Origin of the sequence: Gillisia limnaea DSM 15749 (assembly GCF_000243235.1) — a bacterium.
Lineage (GTDB): Bacteria > Bacteroidota > Bacteroidia > Flavobacteriales > Flavobacteriaceae > Gillisia > Gillisia limnaea.
The window spans coordinates 1,576,889-1,601,795 of sequence record NZ_JH594606.1 but is presented as its reverse complement, the minus strand read 5'-3'; the positions used below and the strand labels follow the sequence as shown (position 1 = coordinate 1,601,795).

Sequence of the window (24,907 nt, the reverse complement as noted above, 5' to 3'; positions counted from 1 at the left end):
AAAATGCTTAATTTTTAGGAACTTTAGGATCTATATAACAAAAAAAATCAAAATGAAAAAATTAGGTGTTCCACTAATCTATGGAATTGTGATTGCAATTGGCTTGATAGCGTATTTTTTAATTCTTTCTCTTTTGGGACTTCATGTAAACCCAGTATTCAGCCTGTTTAATCCGGCTATTGTTGGAATAGGGATGTATATGGCCATTATTGCATCAAGAAAAAAAATGGGCAATAAATATAAATATCAAAAAGGTTTTAAAATAGGACTAAAAACCGGTTTTACAGCAACCATACTTTTTACGATTTTCTTCGGAATTTATTCTACTGAATTGAATCCAGGATTTATAAATAAGCTGCTTTCAGTTTGGGATACAAGCTGGCATATAAGTATAGGAATGGTACTTTTTACAGTAGCAATAATGGGTTTTGCAACAACTGTTGTGTTAACGCTGGCATTTATGCAGTTATTAAAGGATTCCTGGAACACAAAAGAAGCTAAGAAACATGAATTGTAAAAATGTACAAAGCCTTTGCTAATTAATTATTTAAGAGTATATTTGCACCCGTCTTTAAAAAAATAAAGGCGGGTTTTCTATAAAATAAATTAATCAATAAATACGCTATGTACGCAATTGTAGAGATAGCAGGGCAGCAATTTAAAGTTGCAAAAGACCAGAAAGTATTTGTAAACCGCCTTGCGGGAGAAGAAGGAGACAGTTTGTCTTTTGATAAAGTTCTTCTTACCGGAGATGGTGATACTATTACTTTAGGCGCCCCAGCTATAAATGGTGCTTTGGTAGATGTTAAAATCACCAGACACCTTAAAGGAGACAAAGTTATTGTCTTTAAAAAGAAAAGAAGAAAAGGATACCGTGTCAAAAATGGTCACCGTCAATCCTTAACTGAGATTTCTATCGTAGGTATAACTTTACCAGGTGGTAAAAAAGCTACTTCTGCTAAAAAGGAAGATAAAGCTGCTGCACCTAAGGCAGAAACCAAAAAGACTGCTGCTACTCCTTCTGCTAAAAAAGAGGTAGAAGTAAGTGAAAATTTGGTGAGTCGTGCTGAAAATAGAGCTGAAGACGGAAACATTGAAATAAATGTTGATAAACTTCTTCACAGTATTGGTACTGCTCCAAAATCTGATGCCGATGACTTGAAATTGATCAACGGAATTGGACCGGTGTACGAACAGAAATTGAATGACATAGGTATTTATACCTATGAGCAAATTAGCAAACTTAAAGCAGCCGACAGAGAAGAACTTTCTGCTCTTGAAGGTATTACCCGTGATAAGATCGAATCTGACGAATGGGTAAAGCAGGCAAAAGAATTGCTTAAGAACAAATAAGAATTAATTAGAAAAACTTTAAGCCATGGCTCACAAAAAAGGAGTTGGTAGTTCCAAGAACGGTAGGGAATCTGAATCAAAACGTTTAGGCGTTAAGATCTTTGGAGGACAAGCCGCAATCGCTGGGAACATCATCGTTAGACAAAGAGGTTATACACACAATCCTGGAGAGAATGTGTATGGAGGAAAAGACCATACTTTACATGCGAGAGTAGACGGTCTTGTGAAATTCACTAAAAAGAAAAACAATAAATCATACGTTTCTATTGAGCCGTTTGAAGCTTAATTATACTTTCTTTTTATAATATTAAAAACCCTTTCAGAGTATTCTGGAAGGGTTTTTTCGTATCTTAATAGTTAAATATTAAACATATATGGAGTATTTTACTATCTATAGGACTCATGATAGTGCTGAGGTATCTATAATCAAACACAAATTTGAAGAAGATAACCTCAATTATCACATACTTGATGAACATACCAATTCCGCTGCCGGAATCGCAGGAATGGGAGGTGAAGGAATGCGTGTTCAGGTCCGGGAATCTCAAATAGAAAGAGCAAAAACCCTTCTGAAAGCGATGGGATATTTAGGAGAATGGAACGATGATTCAAAGAAACAACGAAGGAACCAACCTGCCAAAAAATGGATTTTCATTTTTTTGGCCGCGCTGGTGTTAATTATTGTAGCATTTCTTATTATGTGGTTCATGAACCCATAACCAAAAAGCATAAAAAAATCCCCTTTGATTTAATTCAAAGGGGATTGTCTTAATTTCCAATACTTACAACTCTAGTATCTGTAGTATTCAGGTTTGAAGGGACCTTCAACAGTTACACCTATATAATCTGCCTGATCTTTGGTAAGTTCGGTTAATTCCACTCCAATTTTTTCAAGATGTAGTTTTGCAACCTTTTCATCTAAATGCTTAGGGAGCATATAAACTTCATTTTCATAGCTATCTGCATTCTTCCATAGTTCAATTTGAGCTAAAGTCTGGTTGGTAAATGAGTTGCTCATCACAAAACTAGGGTGACCAGTTGCACAACCAAGATTTACAAGCCTTCCTTCAGCTAAAAGAATAATATCTTTTCCGTTGATGGTATATTTGTCAACCTGAGGTTTTATCTCAACTTTAGTGTTTCCGTGGTTTTTATTCAACCAGGAAACTGCGATCTCATTATCAAAATGGCCAATGTTGGCTACAATTGTCTTGTCTTTCATCGCTTCAAAATGTTCGGGACGCACGATGTCTTTATTTCCTGTGGTGGTAATTACGATGTCTGCTTTTTCAAGGACATTTTCAAGTTTTTTAACTTCAAATCCGTCCATCGCAGCTTGCAGCGCACAAATAGGATCTATTTCTGTAACTGTTACAATAGCGCCTGCACCTCTAAAGGAGGCAGCGGTACCTTTACCTACATCTCCATAACCGCAAACAATAACACGTCTCCCGGCCAACATAACATCTGTAGCACGGCGAATGGCATCTACTGCACTTTCGCGACATCCGTATTTATTATCAAATTTTGATTTGGTAACAGAATCATTCACATTTATAGCAGGCATTGGAAGTGTTCCATTTTTCACGCGCTCATATAAACGGTGAACGCCGGTAGTGGTTTCTTCAGAAAGGCCTCTAATACCTTCAGCCATTTCAGGATATTTATCCAATACCATATTGGTAAGGTCACCACCATCATCAAGAATCATATTCAGTGGTTTGCGATCTTCTCCAAAGAACAAAGTTTGCTCTATACACCAATTGAATTCTTCTTCATTCATTCCTTTCCACGCATAAACTGGTATTCCGGCAGCGGCAATAGCAGCAGCGGCCTGATCCTGAGTAGAAAATATATTACATGAACTCCAGGTAACCTCTGCCCCCAAAGCCGTTAATGTTTCAATTAAAACTGCAGTTTGGATGGTCATGTGTAAACAACCTGCAATACGGGCACCTTTTAAAGGTTGCTCACCGCCAAATTCTTCGCGTAACGACATTAGGCCGGGCATTTCAGCTTCTGCAAGTTCAATTTCCTTTCTTCCCCAATCTGCAAGGGAAATATCTTTCACTTTATAGGCCGTGTAAGGCACTGTTTTAGTAGACATATTATTATATTTGATTTATAGCAATTTTCAGTTGCAAAAGTAATCATTATCTAATAGAAATTTATGCCCCTTTACAAAAGAATAACAGTTGATGAACATACTAAAGTCTTCATTTGGAAGGTCGAGGAGCCTTTGAAATGGCTTAGTGAAGGAATAGAACTAACTACGAATTGCCAGGTCCGGGTGGATGGAATGAAATCTGAATTACATCAACGTGGATTTATGAGTATTCGCCATCTTTTAGCTGAAGCCGGCTATGTAGATAAAGATCTCTATTACGACGATTGGGGGAAACCACATTTGAAATCCGGAAAACATATTTCCATAACCCATTCTTTTACTTTTACCGGAATAATAATAAGTGATGAAGAAGTAGGGATAGATATTGAAATGCAGCGCGATAAAATACTCAAGATCGCCAATAAATTCACTCCTTTAGAGGAATATCATACGGTTGCTAACGAGGAGGCTTTAATTCGAAAACTCACCATCGTTTGGGGAGGAAAGGAGTCTATCTACAAACTTATGGCCGAACCCGGACTTGGTTTCCTGCAGCATATCAATATTACCGATTTTGATTTTGAGGCCACAGAAACCACCGGAACTGTATTATTTAAGGGTAAGAAATCGCGCTTTAAGTTGGATTTTCTGGAATTTGAAGGTTTTACCTGTGTTTATGCGAGACAACTTGCCGAAGCTAAAAACAAATGATCTTAACCTCTTCAGTCTATAAAGCTTTGGACCTTTCTGCTGAAACAGGAAAAAAACAATTAGCTATACTTATAGATCCCGATAAATTTCTGGAATCTAAAGCAGAATCCTTTTTATCCGGATTGCCGGAGGAAACCACTCATATTTTTGTTGGGGGTAGTATGGTAGCGCCTGATAAAACAGAGAGCAGTGTCCGGGCAATTAAAATGTTTTCAGATTTACCCGTGGTATTATTTCCGGGAGATCATACCCAGATCACAGAAGATGCCGATGCCTTGTTGTTTTTAAGTTTGATATCCGGTAGAAACCCTGAATATTTAATTGAACAGCAGGTAAAATCTGTAGAAAAACTTCGGAATTCAACCCTGGAAATAATTCCAACGGGATATATTCTTATAGATGGCGGAGCAGCATGTGCGGTACACCGGGTTAGCAATACAAAACCAATTTCTCAACTTGAAATTGAAACCATAGTGAATACAGCACTTGCCGGTCAATATTCGGGAAAAAAACTGATCTATCTGGAAGCCGGCAGCGGAGCAAAATTCCCGGTTTCAGAAGAAATCATCACAGCGGTGAAAAAGGCAATTAATATCCCGCTAATTGTTGGCGGTGCTATTCGCACACAACAGTTACTGATGAAATCCTATGATGCGGGTGCCGATATGGTTGTAATTGGGACGGCCTTTGAAGAGGGGAGTTTCGTGACTTAATTTTAAGTCCTTCCATTCTTTTGCGTCCCGTTTATTTAATAACTAAATTTGATTCCGCGAAAAAAAAAACAATAAAACCAACGGATGAAAATTTCAGTAGAACTCACACTTACGCCAATTCAGGATAATTACGAACCAGCAATTATCAACTTTATCAAACAAATGCGAAATTCTGGATTAACTGTAAAAGAAAATCCTTTAAGCACTCAGGTTTATGGTGATTATGACACGGTTATGACTGTTCTTAACAAGGAAATAAAAACAGCATTTGAGGCCATAGACCGTGGGTTGATCTATATAAAAATCGTAAAATCTGATCGTAGCGACTATGCAGCCGATTTTTGATTTCTTTTTTGAGCAGTATTATGGTTACAGGAACTTATTTATAGTACTGGAGGTAATTGCAGTAATATTTGGGTTTCTATCGGTTTGGTTTTCCAAACAGGAGAATATACTGGTGTATCCAACCGGGATTATAAGTACATTGATATTTGTTTACCTGCTTTGGCAATGGAGCCTGTTGGGAGATATGATGATTAATGCGTATTATTTTTCCATGAGTATATACGGCTGGTATATTTGGACAAGAAAAGTGGATGCCATTCATTTTACACCGGTAACCATTATGACAAAAAGAGAGCATTTAAACTCGGTCTTTTTGTTTTTAGGGACCTTGCTTTTTGTTTTTGGAGTTTATATTTACTTTGATAAATGGACAGACTGGACTGCATATGTTGACACATTCACTACGGCTATATTTTTCGTAGGGATGTACCTTATGGCAAAGAAAAAACTGGAAAACTGGATCTTCTGGATCATAGGAGATTTAATCTCTGTACCTTTATATTTTCATAAAGGATTAACCCTTACTAGTTTACAATATTTTTTATTTACAATTATCGCCTTTTACGGTTATTTCGCATGGAAGAAAAGCTTAAACAAGAACCTGCAAACTGCCTGAAAGCAGTTCTCTTTGGACCAGAATCAACCTGGAAAACCACCTTGGCTGAACGGCTTGCAAAGCATTATAAGACCGCCTGGGTTCCGGAATATATGCGGGATTATCTCCAGCGAAAATGGGATGAGAAAAAGAAAACCTGTGAACCTCACGATCTTATTCCAATAGCAAAAGGTCAGATGCTGCGGGAAAATAAGCAGGCGAAGGTTGCAGATAAAATACTTTTTTGTGATACAGATCTTCTGGAATTAAAAGTTTATTCTGAAGCATATTACCACGGCTACTGTAACCCCTTGCTTCTTAAAGCTGCGTTAAACAATTGGTACGACATCTACTTTTTAACTAATATTGACAACCAGTGGATTCCGGACGATTTGAGGGATAAACCTCATGACAGAGAAGGAATGTTCAAAAAATTTAAGAGCACCCTACAGCTTAATAGAAGGCCCTATATTATTTTACAAGGGGACGAAGACGAACGTTTTGAAACAGCCGTTTCTGCGATTGATGAATTATTAAAACGAGAAAAGTGATTTCCAGAGAAAAAGATTTAAAGCAAATTGATGCTAAAGGATTAACAAGGGAAAAAGTTGAGGAGCAATTAAGGATTTTTGAAAGAGGAAATATTTCTGTAAATATACTTGCAGCTGCGACTGCAGGAGATGGAATTCAACAATTTTCTGAATCTCAAAAAAACGAACTGGTAGAGTACTACGATGCTAATAAGTTTGGCTTAAATATTACAAAGTTTATACCGGCTTCGGGAGCTGCAACCCGAATGTTTAAAGATCTTCACGAGTTTTTGGAAGAATTTGATGCTGAAAAAGAATCAATTTCAGATTTTTTATCAAACAGTAAAAATGAAAATTTAAAACGCTTTTTTTCCCAAATGGAAAAACTGCCGTTTTATAAACGAGCTCTGAATAATGCCAGGGAAAGTCAGCCGGGATTTAACAGCCTTTCTAATGATGCCAAAAATTTCATCCTGATTCGTACGATGTTGCATTCTCCCGGTCTAAATTTAAGTGACTATCCAAAAGGTCTGGTGCCTTTTCATGATTATGGCGATCATGTGGCCACCGCTTTTGAGGAGCATGTATTCGAAGCTTCAAAATATGCAGCTATCGATGGGGTTGTAAAACTGCATTTTACGGTTTCTGAAAAGCACAAGGAGAAATTTGAAGCTGAATTTGAGTCTATTAAAAAAAGAGTAGCACAAAAAGCTCAGGTAAAATTTGAAGTAACCTATTCGTATCAAAACCCCCAAACCGATACTATAGCGGCCGATGATTCAAATAAACCATTCAGGACGGAAGAAGGAACTTTGTTTTTCAGGCCTGGTGGACATGGAGCTTTAATAGATAACCTGAATGAGCTAAAGGCAGCAATTGTTTTTATTAAAAATATAGACAATGTAGTGATAGGAACACAGCTGGAGGAAGTGGCAAAATATAAAAAAGTGCTTGCCGGTAAGCTGCTAAAACTTCAGGAACGCTGTTTTAAATTTTTAAAAGAGCTTGAAGCTGAAAATGCTTCGGGAGCGCCTATTGAAAAAATTTCAGAATTTCTGAAAAATGAGTTATTTCTTAAATTTAAGTCTGGTTTTGATCAACTTTCAGAAGAGGAAAAGCTTCAATATCTAAAAGAAAAACTAAATCGTCCGCTAAGGGTTTGCGGAATGGTAAAAAATGAAGGGGAACCCGGAGGAGGGCCATTTCTTGTAAAAATGGAAAATGGAGAAAGTTCCCTGCAAATTATTGAAGGAGCACAAATAGATAAAAATAATCCCGATCAAAAAAAGATCGCAGAAAATGCAACTCATTTTAATCCTGTGGATATTGTTTGTGGGTTAAAAAATTACTTAGGAATCTCTTTTGATTTAAATGAATTTGTAGATCCTTCCACAAGTTTTATTGCGGAAAAGGATAAGGATGGAAAACCTTTAAAAGCACTCGAATTGCCCGGACTTTGGAATGGTGCAATGGCAAAATGGAATACGGTTTTTGTGGAGGTCCCTGTGACTACCTTCAATCCGGTAAAAACGGTTTCCGATCTTTTGAAACCTTCCCATCAAGTAAAATAGGTTATGGCCGATTATGAAGCCCTTAAGGTAGAACTGACTTTTAAAGCCGTTAAAAGTTCCGGCCCGGGTGGACAACATGTTAATAAAACCGCCTCAAAAATCATCCTTAATTTTGATGTTGAGAATTCCCAGGCACTTTCTGAGAAAGAAAAATCCGGGATTTTAATGAAACTCGCTTCAAGAATTACCAACTCTGGAGAAATTATTCTGGAAAGCGGAGAAACCCGAAGTCAACATACGAACAAAGAATTGGTGACAAACCGCTTTCTCGAATTGGTGAAAAAGGCTCTCAAAAAGGAAAAACCCAGAAAAAAGACACGACCAACCAAAGCTTCAAAATTAAAGCGATTACGATCCAAGAAGTTAAAATCAGAAAAAAAAATAAATAGACAGAAGCCTCCTTTGTAGAAATTCGCCCGAATTTCAAGGAATGCTTCTTAGTATCCCCAATGCGGTATATTTAAAAAGCCGATGAATGTGGATTTTTTCTACATTTTAATTGTGAATTATCTCTAAAAGTCTACGTAAATAACTGTTAATTAGTATTTTATGAGTTAGGGTATTCCTCCATTTATGGGGTCTCCGTAAGAGTTTTCAAATTCCAATTGCATTGGCATAATTATTCCTATTTCTATAATAACCAATATTAGAAATAATAACTATAAATTTAAGATTATGAAAAAGTTAGGATTAACATTTGCAGCACTTGGATTATTTTTTGCCACTACAGCACAGGCTCAGGAAGGAAGTGAAGCTAACGCACAGGTTTCAACCGAAGTAGAAGTTGCTGTTGAGGCACAGTATGAGTATGAAAAAATAGAAGCATCTGCACTTCCGGCAGCGGTGACCCAAGCAATTGAAACAGACTTTGCAGGAGCTGTGGCTAAAGAAGTTTGGGTGAAGGAAAAAGAAGGAAAAAAGGTTTACAAAATTAAACTGGATTTAAACGGAGAAGAGAAAAAAGTTTATGTAGATGCTGAAGGTAACTGGATAAAGAAAGAGGATAAAAAGAAGGAAGCTTATTAAGCTTGAGTTTTTTAAATTAAAAATGGCTGTCAAATTTGACAGCCATTTTTTGTGTTAATAAGTGGGGTGGCAAAGGTTCATAATTCGTAAATTTGATAATTACACCAAATACGAATACGTTTATGAACTCAATTCTTATAATTGAAGATGATGTAGCCTTTGCTACAATGCTTAAAACTTTTTTTGAAAAAAGGGATTATAAGGTTGAGACTGCTTTTACAGCCGGGGACTCTTTTAAGAAATTAATGATACAATCTTTTGAGGTGATACTTACCGATGTAAGGTTGCCAGATAAAGATGGATTGGAGATTCTGCTGGAAGTCAAAGAAAAATATCCCGATACCCAGGTCATTGTAATGACCAATTATGCCGAGATCAACATGGCGGTTAAGGCGATGAAAAATGGTGCTTTTGATTATGTTTCAAAACCATTTCAGCCGGAAGAAATCCTGCAAACAATAAAAAATGCACTTAGTTCCGATACGCTTGCTACGGAAAAAACAAATGCTCCTAAATCAACATCAAATGAAAAAGAAAAACCTAAAGAGGGTTTAATTTCTTCCGGATTTGTAAAAGGGGTGAGTGATGCGGCCAGAAAACTAAGTGATTATATAGATTTGGTTGCTCCCACGAACATGTCTGTATTGATCATGGGTGAAAGCGGAACCGGAAAAGAACAGGTTGCAAAGAGCATTCATGATAAAAGCAAGCGGAGAGGGAAACCCTTTATTGCCGTTGATTGTGGTGCGATTCCCAGGGAAATTGCCTCCAGTGAATTTTTTGGGCATTTGAAAGGCTCCTTTACCGGAGCGATCCAGGATAAAACCGGTCACTTTGAAGCAGCTAACGGAGGTACGCTGTTTTTAGATGAAATAGGAAATTTGGGATATGATCTTCAAGTGCAGTTGTTGAGGGCTTTGCAGGAACGAAAAATTAAACCTGTAGGCGGAAATAATGAAATTAAAGTAGATATCCGGGTAGTTACGGCCACCAATGAAGATCTTTTCAAAGCGGTGAAGGAAGGGAATTTTCGGGAAGATCTCTATCATAGGTTGAACGAGTTTTCTATTGAGGTCCCGGCACTGCGGGAACGAAGAGAGGATTTGATGTTATTTGCTGAATATTTTCTGGACCAAGCCAATGCCGAACTGGAAAAGGATGTTATTGGCTTTAGTGATGAGGCTATTGAAGCTTTTCAAAATTACAGTTGGCCTGGAAATCTTAGGGAACTCAAAAACATGGTTAAAAGGGCAGTTTTACTAACTCAGGATTCCATTATTCCCTTAAAGGTACTTCCCCATGAGATTGCTGCAGCAACCAAAAGTGATGATTCATATAGCCTTTTTAAAAGTAAAAATGAGGAAAGCTTAATTCTGGATGCCCTGGAAAAAGCCAATGGAAATAAAAGCAAAGCGGCCAGGTTTTTATCTATAGACCGCAAAACACTTTATAACAAGTTAAAACAATACGATATTAAACTGTGATCTCTTTTTGCAGTTCCTGAAGTAAACTTTTTATTTCATTTATCAATCCCAAAACGTCACATTTTTCCATTTGTTTATCTTCCAAAAGTTGCAGCTTTTCAATAATTCCCTTTGTTTTAAGTTGCTTGAACATAGGGAGCATGCGGTGAGAAATATTGCCCGCCTTTTCTGGATTTTTATTCTCTACCGCCTTTTTTATTTCCTCTAAATTGATCTCTGTGCTATTTATAAAAGCATGGAGGATCGTATTCAGTGCGGCCTGGTCGTCCCCCGCAAACAATAATATTTCATCTAAAGAATAGCTGGAGTTCGAAGATATCTTCTTCAGGGAGGGAGCATTGTTTTTTAGTTCCAGGTGCAGAATATTACCAATTTTCAGCAGTAGGTCTGAAGGTTTATAAGGTTTTATAATGTTCCCGGTAAACCCAGCCTCGGCGTAAGCATTTGTGCTTACATTTGTTCTTCCGGAAACAGCAAGTACCGGGGTTCGAGAATATTTTGGATTTTTTTGTATCGCTTTTATCAATTGGAAACCATCTATTTTAGGCATTTGAATATCGGTTAAAACAAGGTCATATTTCCTTTTTTCCAATTTAGCAAGCGCTTCTTCTCCATCGGCTGCAGTATCACAATTCATTCCAACAGATTTTATAAGCTCTTTAGAAAGCGCCAGTTGGGAAGATTCATCATCTACCACCAGGATATTTTTTCCGCTGAGGTTCAATTTAGATAGTTCGGGAATTTCTATACGCTCATAGACTTCCTTCATCTTTATTACGGGAATTTTAATGATAAATTCACTTCCTTTTCCAGGTTCGCTTTTCAGTTGAATAGTTCCTTTTAATAGATCGGTAATTTGTTTGGTAATGGCAAGTCCTAATCCGGTACCGCCGTATTTCTTCTCGATCTCCCCGTGTTCCTGGGAAAATTCTTCGAAGATATCCTCCTGTTTTGTTTTTGAGATCCCAATCCCGGTGTCTTTAATAGAAATTATAAGGGAATAACTATCCTCTATTTCCTTTTTCATGGAAAGGGAAGCTATAATTTCTCCCTCTTTTGTAAATTTATATGCATTGGTAATTAGGTTTGAAAGGATCTGTTTTATTCTGAAAGGATCACTTATCACCTGGCAATCGGTATTCTCTTCAGCATTGAATATGAAATTTAAATGCTTCTTATCATCCTCAGGAATGGTATTGTAAAAAGTTTCTTCCACTAAATTCTTCGGATTGAAAGGTAGCTTTTCAATAAGCATTTTTCCGGCTTCCAATTTTGAAAGATCTAAAAGATCATTTACGAGGTGAAGTATGTATTCTGAAGATTTTTTGAGATGAGAAAGGTATCGGTGTTGTTTATTGTTAAGATTTGATTTTCCCATCAATTCTGTATAGCCAATTACAGTATTTAACGGGGAGCGCAGGTCATGGGTAATGGTGGCCATGAACTGTTCCCTGCGCTTCATCAATGATTCTGTAAAACTTTGGGCTTCCTCAAGCTGAATTCTATACCGCTGACTCCTTGAAACATCCTGAATAATGAGGAAAAGAAAGAACAGAATAATCAAAACACTTGCTATTCCTACAAAAATTATAATGGAAGATACCTCTTCCAGTAGATTTTGTGAATTTTCTACCCTGGCAATCGAATTTTGCCTTTCCTGCTGTTCTATCAGGCTTAGCAAATTTCTAAGTTGCTCGTTCAGGATCATATCATTTTCCAGCAACTCATTTTCTTTTTTATTGATTACCTCCCGGAACTGTTGGTTTTGCACTTCCAATTCGCTCAAAACATTTTTTACGGCAATCACCAGGGAATCTGCACTCAAGGTTGATAATTGCCCGGGATTCTCATCCCTGGAAAATTCAAGCAAGCGAATCAAAACACTTCTTTGGTGCGGTTCAAGATTGGAAAAGCGCCTTTCATAATTGTTCTCGTTAAAAGAAGCATCCACTTTTTGTAATTCCTGGATTACTTCCCGGTAATAACTGGTATTTCTATCCCTGGACCTAAGATTTAACAGTTCCTTCAAGTTCTCACTTTTTCGCGACAGCAGTATAGAAATACTGTCTAACTCCGTTTGCATGAGGGTATCTGTATATGTTTGCTTCAGGGAATCCAAATTTTTCTGAACAAGGTCTATTTGCGCGGAGTACCTGTTTAGATCTGTGGTATCTCCAGATTGAATGAAGCGCCTTCCTATATTTTCTGTTTCAGATAACTCAGTGGTTATTTCACTTACCAATACCAGTTGCTGGTTGTTAAGATCTGCAGATTGGGCAAGGGATGAAAACTTCACGACCTGAGTATAGATAAACCAAACAGCCAGAGCTGCCAGAGCGGCAACAAGTAAATATCCCAGGAGCACCTTTAAGGTTATTGATCGCTTGGTGTTTTTCATTATCTAAAATAACACCAAAATTAAGCCATTTCTTTTAAATCGGATGATTTAGTTAGGAAATCAAAAAAAGCTTAGTACTTTTGCGGCACATCTCAAAGGGGTGTCAAATCCTGAATTTGTTTCAGGCCGAGGCTGAGATTATACCCAAAGAACCTGGGCAGGTAATGCTGCCAAGGGAAACGAAATCTTCAAAGGTTTCGAAAATGTATACAACCCCCTGTTAAATCGCTCGAGAGATTTTAATAGGGTTTTTTTATGCATTTTTTTAAGCTATTAACTAATCAAAGAATAATAGCCCCTTTTATCCGTAAATTTTAACTGTTACGAATGAAACATTTTTTTATTTTACCTGCAACCTTGTTGATCTCAACATTTGGTTTTTCCCAACAAAAGGATCCTGATACGGTTTCCAAACCTCAAGAAGTACTGGAAGAAGTTCTGGTTCGGGCTATTCGGGTTGATGCAGATTCTCCCGTAACCCATTCAAATATCGATGAAAAAGAACTCGAGAAAAGGAATTTAGGACAGGATCTTCCATTCATGCTCAATTATCTTCCTTCTGTAGTTAGTACTTCCGATGCCGGAGCAGGAGTGGGTTACACTTCATTTCGCGTACGTGGAAGTGATGCTTCCCGGATTAATGTTACCTTAAATGGAATTCCATTTAACGATGCCGAAAGTCAAGGGTCATTTTTTGTAAATCTGCCAGATTTCACCTCTTCTGTTCAAAATTTACAGTTGCAACGGGGGGTTGGAACATCTACGAATGGTTCCGGAGCTTTTGGGGCAAGTTTGAATTTACTTACAGATGCGGTTTCTGAAGAAGCCTATGGAGAAATTTCAAATTCTTTTGGATCTTTTAATACCAGGAGGCATAATCTTAAGTTTAGTACCGGACTGCTTAATAACCGGGTGGAATTCGCCGGAAGACTTTCCACGATCGCTTCCGATGGTTATATCGATCGTGCAAGTTCTAATTTGAAATCCTATTTCCTTCAGGCCTCTTATGTAGACGATAATACACTTATTAAGGCCATCGCTTTTGGAGGACAGGAAGTAACCTACCAGTCCTGGAATGGAATAGATAAGGAAACTCTTGAGGAGGACCGTACTTTTAATTCCGCCGGAATGTTTACAGATGCTCAGGGAAATATCCGTTTTCACGATAATGAAGTAGATGATTATAAACAGGATCATTATCAACTTCACTGGAATCAGCGTTATAACAATAACTGGTCTTCCAATCTTGGCTTAAATTATACCTACGGAAGAGGATTTTTTGAACAATACAGGGAAGATGATCGCTTCTCAACCTATGGTCTTGAACCTTTAGAAATAGGAGGCGAAACCATAGACAGAACCGATCTTATTCGCCGCAGATGGCTGGATAATGATTTTTATGTGATCAATGCTAATGCGACTTATAAAAAGAATACGCTGGAAGTAACTTCAGGGGCCTTTTACAGCCATTATAAAGGGGATCATTTTGGAGAGGTTATCTGGGCGAGATTTGCTTCAGATTCTGAGATCCGGGAACGCTATTATTTTAGCGACGCCTCCAAAGATGAGTTGACGGTTTTTTCCAAGGCAACTTATCGTATCAATAATCAATGGCAGTTATTTGTGGATTTACAGGGAAGGTTCATCAATTATAAAACTGGTGGTATCACTTCAGATATAGTGCCTATAGATGTAGATGAAAATTTTGGATTTTTTAATCCGAAAATGGGAGTGACTTATCAAATGGATAAATCCAACCAGTTGTTTGCCTACTTCGGAAGAGCTCATAGAGAGCCTACAAGGAATGATTTTGAGGAGGGTATTTCCACACCGGAAAAACTGAATGATTATGAACTTGGTTATCGCTTTACTTCCGAAAAATTTAAACTGAATTCTAATATCTATTATATGGATTATAAGGATCAGTTGGTGCTTTCCGGAGAATTGAATGATGTGGGTGCAGCATTAAGAACAACCAGTGGGAACAGTTACAGGCTGGGATTGGAGATAGATGCAGAAATTGTATTGAGCCAGCAATGGAGTTTGAGGCCAAACCTGGCATTGAGTTCCAATAAAAACAGAGATTTCGTGGCTTCTGTAGATGGATCCTTAAGAGAACTGGGAACAACCAAAATTTCTTTTTCTCCGGATGTAGTGGCTTCAAATATGTTGGTTTATCAACCTGTACCTAATCTTCAGCTTAGTTTTCTTGCTAAATATGTAGGGGAACAGTTTATGGGAAATATAGATAGTAAGGCTTCTATTTTGGATAGCTTTTTTATAAATGATCTTAATGTTTATTATGAATTGGAAAATATACCTGTATTTAAATCGGTGGTATTCTCTGGGTTGGTCAATAACCTTTTTGATGTGAAATATGTCTCAAACGGATATTTCTTCACGTATGAGGATGATTTTTCAAATCCGGGAACAGTAACCACTATTGAAGGAGCAGGCTATTATCCCCAGGCAGGGATCAATTTTCTTGCAGGAGTTACTTTGAAGTTTTAATCCTATTTATGGTTCAATTCTACAATGTCCACCCGCCCAATCGGGCGGGAGTTCATTGAAATTCTATAGTTAATTAGATACCTGCAAAACATTCCCGGATTTTCTAACCCTGTAAGGTTTCAAAGAATATTGACCGGAACCTTCGGTGATCTCCCCGGTAAGGATATTATAAGAGTTTCCATCGTCACAATTGCAGGTTGCAATAATCCCTGAAACGCTCATGGTAGAGCATTCCGAAAGAGCATGATTTGGGTCGCTTAATTCAAAAGCTGTATACTGGGAATTGTTGATGTTATAGACAACCACTCCGTTGATACCGTAATTATAAGTAGCATAGCTGTTTCCTGGAAAATTAAGGCTGTTATATTCCGGAAGATTAAGATTTAGATCCAGTATAAAACTATTGTTAGTTAGATATGGATTGTTAATTCTCTCAGTGTCATCAGCAGTACAGGAAGAAAGAATAGCGACAAAAAGAAGGCTAACACTTATTTTTTTGATCATTTTTAAGGCTTTTGAAGGGAAAGATTATTATTGGTTTCAATGTTTAAATTTATTATATTTGTTTAGATAAATCCCGTCGCGAATGGGATTTTTTGTATTTATTGACCTTTGAAAATTTAAAAGCAATTAATTTAACCCGATTGGGTTTGCTGGATTCTCCTGCAATAATGCTGCTATATTTTTTAAAATATCACAAAATTTGACGACACGATCCGGATGTGAGCTAATTACTCATCATCACTGATTTATAAACGATAATATTATGAGCAAAGTATCTTATTATACTCCTGAAGGTTTAAAAAAACTAAGGGATGAATTAAACAAGCTTAGAGACGTAGAACGACCTAAAGCTTCACAGGCTATTGCGGAAGCACGCGATAAAGGGGATTTGAGTGAAAATGCAGAATATGACGCTGCAAAGGAAGCACAGGGCTTACTGGAATTGCGGATCTCAAAAATGGAAGAAGTGGTTTCCGGAGCAAGGGTTATAGATGAGTCTCAATTGGATACTTCCAAGGTATTGGTACATTCTCACGTGCGAATTAAAAACGTGGACAATGGAATGGAAGTTAAATATAAACTTGTAGCCCAAAGTGAAGCCGATTTAAAATCCGGAAAAATTTCGGTAGATTCTCCTATTGGAAAAGGTTTACTGGGAAAAGTAGTGGGCGATACCGCAGAGGTTGAAGTTCCAAACGGGAAGATGAAGTTTGAAATCCTTGAGATTTGGAGAGAGTGATCTATTTGTTCCTTACGAGTATTTTCATAAAATTTAAATAGCAACAACAATGGCAACTATATTTTCTAAAATAATAAGCGGTGAACTTCCGGCTTATAAAGTAGCCGAAACGGATGACTTTCTTGCTTTTCTGGATATCAATCCAAATGCAAAAGGTCATACTTTATGCATCCCAAAACAGGAAGTAAATAAAATTTTTGATCTTGATCCCAAAACCTATCAGAATTTGATGGAGTTTTCCCGAAAGGTCGCAGTAGCTTTAGAAAAATCGGTTTCCTGTAAACGAGTGGGAATGGCCGTAGTTGGACTTGAAGTTCCTCATGTTCATGTACACCTTATCCCTTTAAATTCCATGAAGGATATGGATTTTAGCAATAAGCTCGATTTCACAAAAGAGGAGTTCGGGAAATTAGCTGAAGACATCAAAGCCAGCCTATAATGGATTTTTCAGAATACAAACTAAGTCTGGAATTACGAATAGACTGGAGCGATCTGGATATGTACCAACACGTGAACAACCTCACTTTTATAAGATTTCTGCAATCTGGCCGTGTTAATTTTTGGGAGGCAACAGGGCTTGGAGTACTCTATGAAAAAACCAATCGTGGACCAATGTTGGTCTCTACACATTGCGATTTTAAAAAATCCCTTCAATATCCCGGAAAAGCGATCGTAAAAACAAAACTAGCCTATCTTAAAAATTCCAGTTTTGGACTGGACCATCTTATCCTGAATGAAAATAATGAAATTTGTGCAGAGGGAAGAGACGTAGCGGTGTGTTATGATTTTAATACTGAAAACACCTATGCCATTCCTGAGGATCTCCGGGAGATCATGAGCCGTTATTAGATTTTTCTTAGTGCGATTTGGAAGGAGGTTCCTTTATTTATCTCACTTTGAAAAACCTTTATTCGCCCACTGTGATACTGTTCAATTATTCTTCTCGCCAGGGAGAGTCCAAGCCCCCATCCCCGTTTTTTCGAGGTGTATCCGGGTTCAAAGACTTGTTTAAACTTACTTTTTGGAATTCCCTTTCCTGTATCCTTTATATAGATGTATACCCAATGAAGGTCTTGTTTGATCTCGATGCTTATTTTGCCTTTTCCACGCATAGCATCGATTGCATTTTTCACCAAATTTTCAATGGTCCAGCTATAAAGTGATTCATTTAAATGTACAAAAATAGGGGTATGCGGAGTTTTTATCTGAAATTCTATCAAATCAGAACTTCGGTTTTTTATATAGGTATAACTCTCTTTGGTTGCCTGGTTGATCTCTGTTTTTGAAAGAATGGGAGCCGATCCTATTTTAGAAAATCGTTCTGTAATTGTTCTTAATCGTTCGATGTCTTTTTCTATTTCAGAAATATAAGACCTGTTCACATTTTCCTCCTTCAGTATTTCTGTCCAGCCTATCAATGAGGAAAGCGGAGTCCCTATTTGGTGAGCGGTTTCCTTTGCCATTCCAGCCCAAAGCTTGTTTTGTTCACTTGATTTGGTAGTGGTATAGAAAAAATATACAACAGCTATAAAGAGAAAAATTATAAGCATCAGGCCAATGGGATAATACTTGATTTTAGTTAGCAACGGGGAATCACCATAATAAATTTTATGTACCCTGTTCTCCCCCAAAACCATTTCAATAGGCTCGTTTTCCTGTTTTAAATTTTTAAAATATTGCTGAAGTTTTTCAGGATTGTTGCGTGTTTCAATAGTAAGATTTAATCCGTCAATTATTTTTCCATTCTCATCTACCCAAATAGTGGGGATGCTGGTATTGCTATTTAGGATTTTAAGCGTGAGCTCAATATCGGTATTATCATCGGCCTTGTCAAGAAATGCCTGAGCAGCGGACCAAACTTTCATTTTATCCCGTTCATCATTTTTTAGGCGTTCAAAAAATATAGAGGTATTCCATAAGATAAGCCCTACAATTAGCAAAGAAGAAATAATGATAAACCAACGGGCAAGATTTCGTTCGTGTGAAAAATTCATGGAGTCCATTTAGCAGATTTAAATATAACCGTTTTCTGTTAATATTATTGTTGCAAACGGGTTTTTCATTACTGAAGTGATTCGTTACCTTTGTCAAAAATTGAAAATGCTTAGTATAGATCCAAATGAAATAAGCACAGGGAAACGTCATCAATATCTATTGGGCGCTGTTGGTCCCAGACCTATTGCTTTTGCCAGTACCATTGATGAAAACGGAAGACCCAATCTGTCGCCATTCAGTTTTTTCAACGTTTTTAGCGCAAATCCGCCAATTTTGGTTTTTTCACCCGCCAGACGCGGTCGGGATAATACAGTTAAGCATACCTATCTAAATGCAAAAGCAACAAAAGAAGTTGTGATTAATATTGTAGATTACAAAATTGTTCAGCAAATGTCATTGGCAAGTACAGAGTACGCCGAAGGAGTTAATGAATTTGAAAAAGCGGGTTTCACAATGCTGAAATCTGATTTGGTAAAACCATTCCGGGTTGCAGAATCGCCGGTTCAGTTCGAGTGCAAGATCAAAGATGTAATCGAATTGGGCGCTGAAGGTGGTGCCGGAAATCTTGTGATTTGTGAGGTCGTGAAAATGCATTTTGATGAAGCTATCCTGGATGCAGAAGGATTTATAGATCAACATAAAATAGATCAGGTTGCAAGAATGGGCGGTAATTGGTATACCCGTGCAAATATGGGGATGTTTGAAGTTCCTAAACCGCTTTCGAAATTGGGGATAGGCGTGGATCAAATTCCGCCGGAAATAAGAACCAGTAAGGTCCTAACCGGAAATGACCTTGGTAAACTGGGTAATGTGGAAAATTTTCCATTAGAAGAAGAGATCAAAGAATTTTTAAATGAAGATTTGGAGGCCGCAGAAGTTTTAAAATCTGGTGATTCTGAAAAAATTCATTTACAGGCACAATTATATTTAGAAAAAGATGAACCGGCGAAAGCCTGGAAATTATTATTAGCAAAAAAGTAAAAACATGGAAGTACAAGGTAAGATCAAAATGATAGGAGAAACCCAAACATTTGGAAGTAATGGGTTTAGAAAAAGAGAAGTGGTTGTCACCACAGAAGAGCAATATCCACAGCATATTATGGTGGAATTTGTTCAGGATAAAACAGATTTACTTAATAGTTTTCAGGTGGGTCAACCGGTGAAAATCGGAGTAAATTTAAGAGGCCGTGAATGGGTGAATCCACAGGGAGAAACAAAATATTTCAATTCTATCCAGGGTTGGAGAATAGAAAATTTACAGGCTGGAAGTGGGAGTCCGGATGGTCAAAATGGACCACCACCGGCAGATCAATTTGAGCCTGCTAAGGATCTAAACGATGAAGATTACGATGATCTTCCGTTTTAAAAATAAGAAAAGTTGTTAGAAATTTTTATAACCAAAGCTTAGCTTCGATTTAAGGGGCTAAGCTTTTTTTGTTTTCAATATTTGTTTAAATTAAACATTAAAAGCAGCCCCTTTGAGCGTATTTAGATCATACGAGGAATTTCCTCCCGTAGCAAAAGCCAATGAAGAAGGCCTACTTGCTATTGGAGGTTATCTCTCGGTAAAAAGGCTTCTGGATGCTTACAATCTCGGGATTTTCCCCTGGTATGAAGCTTCCCGACCAGTAATGTGGTGGAGCCCGGACCCCAGGATGGTGCTTTTTCCCGAAAAATTGAAGATTTCAAAAAGTATGAGGCAGGTACTTCGGCAGGATACTTTTAAAGTAACTTTTAATCAGGATTTTGAAGCAGTGATCAATAAGTGCGCAGCAATAAAAAGAGCCGGACAAAACGGAACCTGGATTACTGCTGAAATGAAAAAAGCGTATCTCGAATTATTTAATCTTGGTATTGTGCAATCTGTGGAGGTGTGGCAAAATGAAGAGTTGGTTGGTGGACTCTATGGAATTTATCTGAAAGAGAAAAAGGTGTTTTGCGGTGAAAGTATGTTTACAGAAGTGAGCAATGCTTCCAAATTCGGATTTATAAAATGGGTGGAACAACTAAAACTGAAAGGAGTAAAACTAATAGATTGCCAGGTTTACACAGCGCATCTGGAAAGCCTTGGTGCGGAAGAAATTTCCCGGAATGAGTTTTTGCAATATTTGAAGTAAGCTTTCTAAAGATACATGATTTTAAATTTCGCTGTGTCTAAAACAATCCGTTTCATGGTCATTTACCATTCCAGTGGCTTGCATATGCGCATACATAACGGTTGAACCCACAAATTTAAAACCTCTTTTCTTGAGATCTATGCTTAATTTATTGCTTATTTCAGTAGTTGCCGGAGCTTTTTTATAATCCTTCACAGTATTTTGAATGGGTTTCCCATCTACAAATCCCCATATATATTCACTGAAACTGCCAAACTCTTCCTGAATTTTAATAAAGGCCTCCGCATTGGAAACAGTTGCCCGAACCTTCAGCTTATTTCGAATGATACCGGCATTTTGTAATAAAGCTTCAATTTTTTCTTCAGAATAATCGGATATTTTATGATAATCAAAATTATCGAAGGCTTCCCTAAAATTTTCTCGTTTTCTCAATACGGTAATCCAGCTAAGTCCCGCCTGAAAAGTCTCCAGGATCAAAAATTCGAATAACAAGGCATCATCGTAAACAGGAACTCCCCATTCGGTATCGTGATAGGCTTCATACAGAGAATCTCCAACACACCATCCACAGCGTTTTAGCTCATTCATAGCTTATGGTTTAAATTGGTAGGTAATTGTCCCGGGTTGAGAATTTCTGCCGACTAAGCTGCTAAAAACAGCCTGTACAGCATATTCCAGGGCTTGTTCAGTAAGGCACTCATTGCTAGTGCTGGAACTGCCTTTATTTATGGAAGTAGAAATTACCCTTCCCTGGGCGTTCACCGTAATATTTACAACAATTTTACCGGGAGTATCGCAGGTATAAACAGGATTTGGAATTTCCCTGGCCGATCTTCCCAAAAGTGAAAAGGAAATAGAACTGCGATCTATGCCGCCAGATTTGGTTGAAGTAGCAAGGGTGGTCCGATCACCATCCGATCTTTTTTTAACTTCTTTTTTTTGATTCTGAAAATTATAACTGCCGGAAGTTCCGGAGCTTTCCTCCGGGGTGGATTCCGCTTGGGAAGCGCTGTTTTTTTGGAATATTTCATCCAATTGACGGTCCAAATTTTCTTCCCTTGCTTCCTTATTTTCGTTAAATGCCTGGTGCGTTTGGGCTGTTTCCCGATTGGTCTTTTGAGGGATTTCCTCTTTTTCAGGCTCTTGCTCTACAGGTTCCTCCACCTGAAAGCTTTCAAGATCTACAAGGAGTTCCCGGGCTTTTTTATTGTTGTTGGACAAACTGAAATTATAAAGCGCAAGAAGCACTATAGAATACAACAAACAAGTGATAATAAGGGCTTTATGTTTATCGAAAAAATCCATATAATTACAACTGCCGAATCAGGGGTTTTATTCTCGGTTAAGGTAGCAAATTTTCAAAAGATGCTATATCCAATGAATCTTCTACAATAAACCCGCCAATTTTTGTTCTTCTTAGGGAAGAAAGATAAGCGCCGGTACCCAGAGATTTCCCAAAATCATTTGCAAGGCTTCTAATATAGGTCCCTTTGCTGCAAGTCACTCTAAAATCTACTTCCGGAAAACGAATTTCAGTAATTTCAAATTCTTTTATTTCCACTTTTCTGGAAGGAATTTCTACATCTTCCCCGTTGCGGGCATATTCGTAAAGTCGTTTCCCTTCTTTCTTCAATGCTGAAAAAACCGGTGGAACCTGATCGATCTCGCCAAGAAATTCAAGTGTAGCACCTATAATATCTTCTTCAGAAATATGATCAATTCCAAAGGATTCATTTACTTCAGTCTCCATGTCATAAGACGGAGTTGTTGCGCCAAGAGTAATAGTTCCCGTATATTCTTTTTCCTGTGCCTGGTATTCCTCGATTTTTTTAGTGAATTTCCCCGTGCAGAGAATAAGTAAACCCGAAGCTAATGGATCTAATGTCCCCGCATGGCCTACCTTAATCTTTTTGATGTTGCAGCTTTTCCTGATAAGCCATCGAACTTTGTTCACAAGCTGAAAAGAAGTCCAGCCTAACGGTTTGTCAAAAAGCAGGATTTGTCCTTCTTTAAATTCTTCGGGAGTAATAGGATTAGTTAGCATAGCCAAAGATTATTGCTATAATTCCAACCACAAAGCAGTAAATGGCAAAATAAGAAAGCTTGCTCTTTTTTACCAATGTGATCATCCAGGTACAGGCAACAATCCCTGCAATAAATGCAGCTATAAATCCTATCACCAATATAGATGTTTCGGTAGTGCTTTCAGCCAGATCTCCACTTAAAATATCTTTTGCAATTTTGCCAAGGATAAGGGGTACAACCATTAAAAATGAAAATCTTGCTGCTTTGCTCTTGTCATTACCCAGTAAAACAGAGGTCGAAATGGTGGCTCCGCTTCGTGAAATACCCGGTAATAAAGCAATGGCCTGAGATACTCCAATTACAAATGCATTTTTGTAGCTCACTGGTTTCCCTGTGAATTTAGCTCTGTCTGCAAGCCATAAAAGCAGGGCGGTAATAATAAGCATAAAACCTACCAGGAGAATATTGCCACCAAAAAGGCTTTCCAGTTCGTCTTCGAAAAAAAGTCCGATTAAAGTGGCAGGAATCATGGAAAGGATGATTTTTAAAGAAAATTGTGTTTCATCATTCCATTTAAAGCTAAATAACCCACTTAGAATTTCAACGATATCTTTTCTAAAAACCACAATGGTACTCAATGCGGTGGCAGCATGTAAAACTACTGTAAACATGAGGGATTCACTTGGGATACTGTTGTCGCCAAGAATTGCTTTTCCCAGTTCCAGATGACCACTGGAGGAAACCGGTAGAAATTCGGTTAGACCCTGAACAATTCCCAGGATCGCTGCATCAAATTCGTTCAAATTAAATTATTTTTTATTGGGGTTCACTAAAATCGCGTAGACTTCAATTGCAAATCCAAGTAAGACCAAAGTTGGTGCTAAACGGATCCTTCTAAAACTGTAGATTTCTTCGTTAAAAACATTGGGGTCGTCACTTCCGCCGCCTGCCATTAGGATAAATCCCAGGACAATTACTGCAAGCCCAATAAACATGAAGATGTAATTCTTCTTTCCAAAGATAAAATTCAGGTCTTGTTTATGTAATGGTTTCTTGTTGTTACTCATAACTGGGAATTTTTACCACGAATGCACAAATATTTTATTTTTCACTGGATGATATTTGCTAATCGGCTTCAAAAATAGCCAAAATCAATTACATCTCTTCTTTATTTCCAAAACATTACCAGGAGAACGAATTATAGCCTTTTACGGCCAAAAAAACAGACTCCAAATAAACCGCATTCTTTCATGCCCGAAGTTAGGTTCGTGGCGAAGTTAGTAGTAAAGTTCATCTGTTCTTAGATTTAAAAACCTTGAAGTAGCAAAGAATGTACTTGCCCAGGTAATCAATATGCCCATCATTAAAATACCCACAAATAGTGCTACCAGCAATTTGGCATCGGCTAGTAGTTCAAGCTCAGGGAAACTGCTGTTTAAATAATACAGTACAATCCCCATGCCTATAAGTGCTAGCACGGCACCAATAATTCCCAGTTTTACGCTTTGCCAGATAAACGGGCTTCTTATAAATGTTTTGGTAGCACCAACCATTTGCATGGTCTTTATTATAAACCTTTTGGAATAAACCGCCAGGCGAATAGAACTGTTGATCAATAAAACCGCGATAAATGTAAAAACTCCGCTAATCACCAATACCCAAAAACTAATCTTTTTCACGTTGTCATTCAGCAGAGCGATCAGGGGTTTATCATAGATCACTTCATCCACAAAATTTTTGGAGGTAATATCCTCAGCTATTTCATCTATTTGTTCAGGAGAAACATAATCGGCTTTCATATAGAGATCTATGGAATTTTGCAGGGGATTATACCCTAAGAAATCCATAAATTCTTCCCCTATTTCCTTACTGTGAGCTTCTGCAGCTTCTTCTTTGGAAACATAGGTGGTTGATTTTGTATATTCCGCCAGTGCGAGACTTTTCTTGAGTTGCTCGATCTCAACATCTTTGGCGGTATCTTTCAAATAAACCGTCATTGCTATTTGTTCCTTGAAATGATCGGCAACTTTTTTGGTATTCAACACCAAAAGGCCCAAAAGGCCTAATAAAAACAGAACCAAACCTATACTGATAACTACGGAAAAATACGACGATATCAGGCGGCGTTTTTGATACTTTTCAAAAGATGAACTCATAGCGAAGATGCAGATTTTGTGTAAAAA

30 protein-coding genes are annotated in these 24,907 nt (G+C 37.7%); 20 read left to right on the top strand and 10 right to left on the bottom strand.

Features of this window, described 5'->3' with window-relative positions; translation table 11 throughout:
• Positions 1-52 precede the first annotated feature (52 nt).
• From GILLI_RS08990 to GILLI_RS08975, 4 genes are all read left to right on the top strand, one after another.
• A complete protein-coding gene (locus GILLI_RS08990; RefSeq protein ID WP_006988788.1) occupies positions 53-517 on the top strand; it encodes a DUF4199 domain-containing protein in 465 nt (154 codons plus the stop codon).
• Between the two features lie 107 nt (positions 518-624).
• The gene (gene rplU / locus GILLI_RS08985; RefSeq protein ID WP_006988787.1) at positions 625-1,353 is read left to right on the top strand and encodes a 50S ribosomal protein L21; all 729 of its coding nucleotides are present in this window, start codon (positions 625-627) and stop codon (positions 1,351-1,353) included.
• Between the two features lie 25 nt (positions 1,354-1,378).
• Positions 1,379-1,639, top strand: coding sequence for a 50S ribosomal protein L27 (rpmA, locus tag GILLI_RS08980; RefSeq protein ID WP_006988786.1), 261 nt, complete (start codon positions 1,379-1,381; stop codon positions 1,637-1,639).
• Positions 1,640-1,727: 88 nt separating this feature from the next.
• Positions 1,728-2,072: a putative signal transducing protein gene (locus GILLI_RS08975; RefSeq protein WP_006988785.1), complete on the top strand. Its 345-nt coding sequence runs from the start codon at positions 1,728-1,730 to the stop codon at positions 2,070-2,072.
• A gap of 71 nt (positions 2,073-2,143) precedes the next feature.
• Here GILLI_RS08975 and ahcY read toward each other — a convergent pair whose 3' ends face one another.
• Complete coding sequence (gene ahcY, locus GILLI_RS08970; RefSeq protein WP_006988784.1) at positions 2,144-3,460, bottom strand: adenosylhomocysteinase; 1,317 nt, start codon at positions 3,458-3,460, stop codon at positions 2,144-2,146.
• 63 nt (positions 3,461-3,523) lie between these two features.
• Here ahcY and GILLI_RS08965 point away from each other — a divergent pair, with 63 nt between their 5' ends.
• The 9 genes from GILLI_RS08965 (at position 3,524) to GILLI_RS08925 (ending at position 10,435) form a co-directional block, all read left to right on the top strand.
• The gene (locus GILLI_RS08965) at positions 3,524-4,171 is read left to right on the top strand and encodes a 4'-phosphopantetheinyl transferase family protein (protein WP_006988783.1); all 648 of its coding nucleotides are present in this window, start codon (positions 3,524-3,526) and stop codon (positions 4,169-4,171) included.
• A complete protein-coding gene (locus GILLI_RS08960; RefSeq protein WP_006988782.1) occupies positions 4,168-4,884 on the top strand; it encodes a phosphoglycerol geranylgeranyltransferase in 717 nt (238 codons plus the stop codon). The genes GILLI_RS08965 and GILLI_RS08960 overlap by 4 nt, the downstream gene beginning before the upstream one ends.
• 84 nt (positions 4,885-4,968) lie before the next feature.
• Complete coding sequence (locus GILLI_RS08955; protein WP_006988781.1) at positions 4,969-5,229, top strand: thiamine-binding protein; 261 nt, start codon at positions 4,969-4,971, stop codon at positions 5,227-5,229.
• Positions 5,213-5,845: a nicotinamide riboside transporter PnuC gene (pnuC, locus tag GILLI_RS08950; protein WP_006988780.1), complete on the top strand. Its 633-nt coding sequence runs from the start codon at positions 5,213-5,215 to the stop codon at positions 5,843-5,845. The genes GILLI_RS08955 and pnuC overlap by 17 nt, the downstream gene beginning before the upstream one ends.
• Positions 5,806-6,375, top strand: a complete 570-nt coding sequence (locus GILLI_RS08945; RefSeq protein WP_006988779.1) for an AAA family ATPase — start codon at positions 5,806-5,808, stop codon at positions 6,373-6,375. Before pnuC ends, GILLI_RS08945 begins: the two co-directional genes overlap by 40 nt.
• Positions 6,372-7,925, top strand: a complete 1,554-nt coding sequence (locus tag GILLI_RS08940) for a DUF4301 family protein (protein WP_006988778.1) — start codon at positions 6,372-6,374, stop codon at positions 7,923-7,925. Before GILLI_RS08945 ends, GILLI_RS08940 begins: the two co-directional genes overlap by 4 nt.
• Before the next feature lie 3 nt (positions 7,926-7,928).
• The gene (arfB, locus tag GILLI_RS08935) at positions 7,929-8,333 is read left to right on the top strand and encodes an alternative ribosome rescue aminoacyl-tRNA hydrolase ArfB (protein ID WP_006988777.1); all 405 of its coding nucleotides are present in this window, start codon (positions 7,929-7,931) and stop codon (positions 8,331-8,333) included.
• Positions 8,334-8,600: 267 nt separating this feature from the next.
• Entirely contained in the window at positions 8,601-8,951 is a 351-nt protein-coding gene (locus GILLI_RS08930) for a hypothetical protein (RefSeq protein ID WP_006988776.1), read from the top strand.
• 122 nt (positions 8,952-9,073) lie between these two features.
• On the top strand, positions 9,074-10,435 hold the full coding sequence (locus GILLI_RS08925) for a sigma-54-dependent transcriptional regulator (protein ID WP_006988775.1): 1,362 nt from the start codon (positions 9,074-9,076) through the stop codon (positions 10,433-10,435).
• Here the strand turns inward: GILLI_RS08925 and GILLI_RS08920 are convergent.
• Entirely contained in the window at positions 10,425-12,833 is a 2,409-nt protein-coding gene (locus tag GILLI_RS08920) for a hybrid sensor histidine kinase/response regulator (protein WP_040506540.1), read from the bottom strand. The genes GILLI_RS08925 and GILLI_RS08920 overlap by 11 nt on opposite strands.
• A 327-nt stretch (positions 12,834-13,160) precedes the next feature.
• Between GILLI_RS08920 and GILLI_RS08915 the strand changes: the two genes are divergently transcribed.
• A complete protein-coding gene (locus GILLI_RS08915) occupies positions 13,161-15,344 on the top strand; it encodes a TonB-dependent receptor (RefSeq protein ID WP_006988773.1) in 2,184 nt (727 codons plus the stop codon).
• A 69-nt stretch (positions 15,345-15,413) separates the two neighbouring features.
• On the opposite strand, the gene GILLI_RS08910 is transcribed toward GILLI_RS08915, so the two are convergent.
• On the bottom strand, positions 15,414-15,848 hold the full coding sequence (locus tag GILLI_RS08910; RefSeq protein WP_006988772.1) for a Rieske (2Fe-2S) protein: 435 nt from the start codon (positions 15,846-15,848) through the stop codon (positions 15,414-15,416).
• A 262-nt stretch (positions 15,849-16,110) separates the two neighbouring features.
• Between GILLI_RS08910 and greA the strand changes: the two genes are divergently transcribed.
• The 3 genes from greA to GILLI_RS08895 are packed head-to-tail and all read left to right on the top strand — an operon-like array spanning position 16,111 to position 17,436.
• The gene (gene greA / locus GILLI_RS08905) at positions 16,111-16,587 is read left to right on the top strand and encodes a transcription elongation factor GreA (RefSeq protein WP_006988771.1); all 477 of its coding nucleotides are present in this window, start codon (positions 16,111-16,113) and stop codon (positions 16,585-16,587) included.
• Between the two features lie 49 nt (positions 16,588-16,636).
• Complete coding sequence (locus tag GILLI_RS08900; protein WP_006988770.1) at positions 16,637-17,026, top strand: HIT family protein; 390 nt, start codon at positions 16,637-16,639, stop codon at positions 17,024-17,026.
• Complete coding sequence (locus GILLI_RS08895; RefSeq protein WP_006988769.1) at positions 17,026-17,436, top strand: acyl-CoA thioesterase; 411 nt, start codon at positions 17,026-17,028, stop codon at positions 17,434-17,436. Before GILLI_RS08900 ends, GILLI_RS08895 begins: the two co-directional genes overlap by 1 nt.
• Here GILLI_RS08895 and GILLI_RS08890 read toward each other — a convergent pair.
• Positions 17,433-18,581: a sensor histidine kinase gene (locus GILLI_RS08890; protein ID WP_040506538.1), complete on the bottom strand. Its 1,149-nt coding sequence runs from the start codon at positions 18,579-18,581 to the stop codon at positions 17,433-17,435. The two genes, GILLI_RS08895 and GILLI_RS08890, sit on opposite strands and share 4 nt — an antisense overlap.
• Positions 18,582-18,687: 106 nt before the next feature.
• Between GILLI_RS08890 and GILLI_RS08885 the strand changes: the two genes are divergently transcribed.
• The 3 genes from GILLI_RS08885 to aat all read left to right on the top strand — a co-directional run bounded on the left by GILLI_RS08885 (position 18,688) and on the right by aat (position 20,699).
• The gene (locus tag GILLI_RS08885) at positions 18,688-19,563 is read left to right on the top strand and encodes a flavin reductase family protein (RefSeq protein WP_006988767.1); all 876 of its coding nucleotides are present in this window, start codon (positions 18,688-18,690) and stop codon (positions 19,561-19,563) included.
• Between the two features lie 4 nt (positions 19,564-19,567).
• Positions 19,568-19,948: a DUF3127 domain-containing protein gene (locus GILLI_RS08880; protein ID WP_006988766.1), complete on the top strand. Its 381-nt coding sequence runs from the start codon at positions 19,568-19,570 to the stop codon at positions 19,946-19,948.
• Between the two features lie 112 nt (positions 19,949-20,060).
• Positions 20,061-20,699, top strand: a complete 639-nt coding sequence (gene aat, locus GILLI_RS08875) for a leucyl/phenylalanyl-tRNA--protein transferase (RefSeq protein ID WP_006988765.1) — start codon at positions 20,061-20,063, stop codon at positions 20,697-20,699.
• Between the two features lie 21 nt (positions 20,700-20,720).
• Here aat and GILLI_RS08870 read toward each other — a convergent pair whose 3' ends face one another.
• The 6 genes from GILLI_RS08870 to GILLI_RS08845 form a co-directional block, all read right to left on the bottom strand.
• Positions 20,721-21,287: a DNA-3-methyladenine glycosylase I gene (locus tag GILLI_RS08870; protein WP_006988764.1), complete on the bottom strand. Its 567-nt coding sequence runs from the start codon at positions 21,285-21,287 to the stop codon at positions 20,721-20,723.
• Between the two features lie 3 nt (positions 21,288-21,290).
• Positions 21,291-22,004: an energy transducer TonB family protein gene (locus GILLI_RS08865; protein ID WP_006988763.1), complete on the bottom strand. Its 714-nt coding sequence runs from the start codon at positions 22,002-22,004 to the stop codon at positions 21,291-21,293.
• A gap of 37 nt (positions 22,005-22,041) precedes the next feature.
• Positions 22,042-22,743, bottom strand: a complete 702-nt coding sequence (truB, locus tag GILLI_RS08860) for a tRNA pseudouridine(55) synthase TruB (protein WP_006988762.1) — start codon at positions 22,741-22,743, stop codon at positions 22,042-22,044.
• Positions 22,733-23,527, bottom strand: a complete 795-nt coding sequence (locus tag GILLI_RS08855; RefSeq protein ID WP_006988761.1) for an undecaprenyl-diphosphate phosphatase — start codon at positions 23,525-23,527, stop codon at positions 22,733-22,735. The genes truB and GILLI_RS08855 overlap by 11 nt, the downstream gene beginning before the upstream one ends.
• Before the next feature lie 6 nt (positions 23,528-23,533).
• On the bottom strand, positions 23,534-23,791 hold the full coding sequence (locus GILLI_RS08850) for a DUF3098 domain-containing protein (protein WP_006988760.1): 258 nt from the start codon (positions 23,789-23,791) through the stop codon (positions 23,534-23,536).
• A 210-nt stretch (positions 23,792-24,001) separates the two neighbouring features.
• Entirely contained in the window at positions 24,002-24,880 is an 879-nt protein-coding gene (locus GILLI_RS08845) for a cell division protein FtsX (RefSeq protein WP_006988759.1), read from the bottom strand.
• Positions 24,881-24,907 lie beyond the last annotated feature (27 nt).